Below are 3,651 nucleotides of genomic sequence, written 5' to 3'. Positions count from 1 at the left end.
ACGACATGCTCGATACCGAATGGAAACTGAGCCCGCCGGAAAAAGCCGATTACCTCACCTTTTCCCTTCGGCTCGACACGAGACGCATCCCTCCGGCCGTACTTCGCAAGCACACGCGCATAGCTCTGCGCGAGGAAGAGGCGCGCATCAAGGAGCTGGGCAAGAAATTCATCCCGAGAGACCGCAAGAAGGAAATAGGCGAACAGGTGAAACTGCGCCTCATGGGGCGTTTCCTGCCCATCCCGGCGGAGTTTCAGGTCATCTGGAATACGCGTACCGGCCGCGTGTATTTCGCCTCCACGCAGACGAAAATGATAGAGCTCTTCCTTGAGCTTTTCACCCGCAGTTTCGAACTGCGTCTGGAACAGCTCGTTCCCTGTGCTCTGGCACTTTCCCTGCTCGGCGAACAGTGCTCCGCAAAACTGGACGCCGTGGAAGGTACGCATTTCATTGAAAGCGCGGTATGAGCGCGGCCCTTCGTTGAAACACTACCGTATCCTGCGCAGGCTTCTCCCGGATGCCCGGCACATACGCCCGCAGGACGGCGACCTCAAAGGTCTTGGCCTGTATCCGGCGGATTATCGACCTTTCACAGGGCAAAACGCTCCGCCCACTCAACTGACAACGCTTTTCAAAGGCATCTCTTATGGCAGAAATAGGTTATATCGGAGAAAATACCGACCTCATCCTGGGGCAGGAATTCCTCACCTGGCTGTGGTTCCGAAGTGAAACCGGCAACGTCTTCCGCATGGAAGGGCCGGAGCATGGGGGCGAACCCTTCACCGTGGCCATGGAGCAGCGCATCGTGGTGCGCGGCGGCGAAGGGGAAAACCAGGAAACCGCCACCGTGGTGGGTTCCTTTTCTCCACTGCGCGAAGCAAGGCTCGGCCTGCTCACGGGAAAAAAGGTCGTCCGCGCCCTGGTACGCCTGGAAAAAGACGGCATGGACTGGCAGGTGACGCTGAAGGCCGAAGATTTCAGCATCAATTCCCTGCGCACTCCTCCCATTTCCAGAGAAGACGCCGCTGAAGACCCGGACGCCCTTTTTCTGGAAAAAATCTACCTGCTCGATCAGGCTCTGGACATGCTCGATGAAATGTTCCGGCAATTCCTTTCCCTTCGCCTCTCCCCGGCGGACTGGCAGGCCGAGGCAAGAGCCGTCGCCGCATGGATGAACCGCGACCTCAGCCAGGGGGCCATGCAGCCCGGAGCCTGAGCTTTTCCTGAGTGGGGGCGCCGGCCCCTACTCCGCTCTTAAAGGACGTAACGCATGAAGAATACCCCGATTCCGGGCAGCGCCTCACGCTGGAAGGCTCTGGCCGTCCGCGCCGCCCGCAAAACGCTGTGGATGCTGCTCGTGCTCTGGGGGATCACCCTGGTGAGCTTCTTCGTCATTCACCTCGCCCCGGGCACCCCCACCGACATGCAGACCAGCCTGAATCCGCTGGCGGGCGATATGGTACGCGAGCGCCTGAACGCCCTTTACGGGCTGGACCGCCCGCTCTGGGAACAATATGTGGACTGGCTGGGCCGCCTCATCCGGCTCGATTTCGGTATCTCCCTTTCCAGCGACGCGCGCCCGGTTATGGAAAAAATCATGGAACGCCTGCCTCTTACCGTGGGCATGAACGTGATTTCCCTGCTGCTCACCCTGCTTATTTCCATCCCCATAGGCATAGTATCGGCCGTGCGGAGAGGCACATTCCTCGACCGCGCGCTCACCGTGCTCGTGTTTCTGGGCTTTGCCATGCCCAGCTTCTGGCTGGCCATGCTGCTCATGCTCTACTTCGGCATAGACCTCGGCTGGCTTCCCCTTTCCGGCCTCACCTCCCTGGACTATGCCCAGCTCTCCCCTCTGGGCAAGGCTCTGGACATAGCAAAGCACCTCACACTGCCCATTCTTGTGGGGCTGGTGGGCAGCATAGCGGGTACCTCGCGCTTTCTGCGCTCCTCCATGCTGGAAGTGTTGCGCCAGGACTACATGACTACGGCCCGCGCCAAAGGACTGCCTGCAAGGCTGGTCATAGGCCGCCACGGCCTGCGCAACGCGCTTCTGCCCGTCATCACCATGCTCGGCCTTTCCGTGCCGGGCCTTATCGGCGGCAGCGTCATCATTGAAACTATTTTCGCCCTGCCGGGGCTCGGTCAGCTCTTTTATGCCGCCGTCATGGCGCGCGACTACCCTCTCATCATGGGAAATCTCGTACTCGGGGCCGTCCTCACCCTGCTCGGCAACATGCTGGCCGACGCCGGCTACAGCCTGGCCGACCCGCGCATCCGGGCAACGGCAAAACAGGGAGGCAAGGCATGAAGCGCCACGGTATGTTTCTCATCGGGCTTGCCATAGTGCTCACCATGAGCGCCCTTGCCCTGCTTGCTCCCTGGCTGGCCCCTTTCGACCCCGCCGCCCTGAACCTCGACGCCATTCTCATGCCGCCTTCGCCGGAACATCTTCTGGGAACCGACGAACTCGGCCGCGACGTCTTTTCCCGCCTGCTCTACGGAGCGCGCGTCTCTTTGTGGGTGGGCTTTGTGGCCGTGGGCATATCCACAGCCATAGGCATAGTTCTGGGGCTCGCCTCCGGCTATTTCGGCGGGTGGACGGACGAACTCATCATGCGCGGCGTAGACGTGATGCTATGCTTCCCTTCGTTCTTCCTCATCCTCGCCGTCATCGCCTTTCTGGAGCCGAGCCTCACCAACATCATGGTAGTCATAGGCCTCACGTCGTGGATGGGCGTGGCTCGACTTGTGCGGGCCGAAACTCTCTCCCTGAGAGAACGGGACTTCATCGCCGCATCCAAACTGGCCGGGGCCTCCTCCTCCCGCCTGCTCTTCGTACATATACTGCCCAACGCCCTCGCTCCCGTACTGGTCTCCGCTACTCTGGGAGTTGCCGGAGCTATTCTGGTGGAATCATCCCTCAGCTTCCTGGGCCTCGGAGTACAGCCTCCGGACGCGAGTTGGGGCAACATGCTCATGGACGGCAAGAACACGCTGGAAATAGCCCCCTGGCTTTCCCTGTACCCCGGCCTTGCCATACTCATCACCGTGCTCGGATACAATCTGCTCGGCGAAAGCCTGCGCGATATGCTGGATCCGAGACTGCGCGAGCGCTGATTCTCCCCCTCTCCAGGCAAAAGAAGGCCCCCTTTCGGGGGCCTTCTTCATACAATGGGTTCACACTGGCAATGCTGCGACCCAAGGGAAGAGAACGCAGGTTCTGCAGCCCGAAGCCTTTGGAACTCCGGGCCGAAAGACAGGATAAACTCACCAGCGTCCGTGACGACCGGAATCGTAATAGTTTCTTTCCTGCTGATTGCCGTAAATACCGCCGGCCAAGGCGCCCAGGCCGCCGCCTATGAGCGCACCCGTCGTGCCGTGGCCGCCGGAAAGAGCGCCCAGACCGCCGCCTATGAGTGCTCCGCCGGCTGCACCGCTCAGCGCCCCCTGCTGCGTCATGCTCATGTTGGTACAGCCGGAAAAGCCGAAGGCCAAGGCTCCGATCAAAAGAATAACGGGAATCTGCTTCATCATTGTTCTCCCAAAAATATCACGTCATCTGCCTACCGGGGCCATGAATTCATACCAAAGGACATCAAACACGGGACGGGAAGCTTCCGAAGGATGGGCAGCATACCATTCGTCCAG

General features: G+C 60.3%; 5 protein-coding genes. 4 read left to right on the top strand and 1 reads right to left on the bottom strand.

All coding sequences use genetic code 11. The annotated features are described in order from the left end of the window. From K8W16_RS02585 to K8W16_RS02570, 4 genes are all read left to right on the top strand, one after another. Positions 1-467: hypothetical protein (locus K8W16_RS02585; protein WP_304120893.1), on the top strand; the 467-nt coding region annotated here is incomplete at its 5' end. Between the two features lie 179 nt (positions 468-646). After that, the gene (locus tag K8W16_RS02580; protein ID WP_304120892.1) at positions 647-1,216 is read left to right on the top strand and encodes a hypothetical protein; all 570 of its coding nucleotides are present in this window, start codon (positions 647-649) and stop codon (positions 1,214-1,216) included. A gap of 54 nt (positions 1,217-1,270) precedes the next feature. Beyond that, positions 1,271-2,311: an ABC transporter permease gene (locus K8W16_RS02575; protein WP_304120890.1), complete on the top strand. Its 1,041-nt coding sequence runs from the start codon at positions 1,271-1,273 to the stop codon at positions 2,309-2,311. Further along, the gene (locus tag K8W16_RS02570; RefSeq protein WP_304120889.1) at positions 2,308-3,120 is read left to right on the top strand and encodes an ABC transporter permease; all 813 of its coding nucleotides are present in this window, start codon (positions 2,308-2,310) and stop codon (positions 3,118-3,120) included. Before K8W16_RS02575 ends, K8W16_RS02570 begins: the two co-directional genes overlap by 4 nt. A gap of 150 nt (positions 3,121-3,270) precedes the next feature. Here K8W16_RS02570 and K8W16_RS02565 read toward each other — a convergent pair whose 3' ends face one another. Next, positions 3,271-3,537 carry a glycine zipper domain-containing protein gene (locus K8W16_RS02565; RefSeq protein WP_369694451.1) on the bottom strand — a complete coding sequence of 89 codons (267 nt, stop codon included), beginning with the start codon at positions 3,535-3,537 and terminating at the stop codon, positions 3,271-3,273. Positions 3,538-3,651 lie beyond the last annotated feature (114 nt).

The organism is Mailhella massiliensis (genome assembly GCF_020741395.1).
GTDB classification, from domain to species: domain Bacteria; phylum Desulfobacterota; class Desulfovibrionia; order Desulfovibrionales; family Desulfovibrionaceae; genus Mailhella; species Mailhella massiliensis_A.
This window is presented reverse-complemented; position numbering and strand designations above follow the sequence as displayed.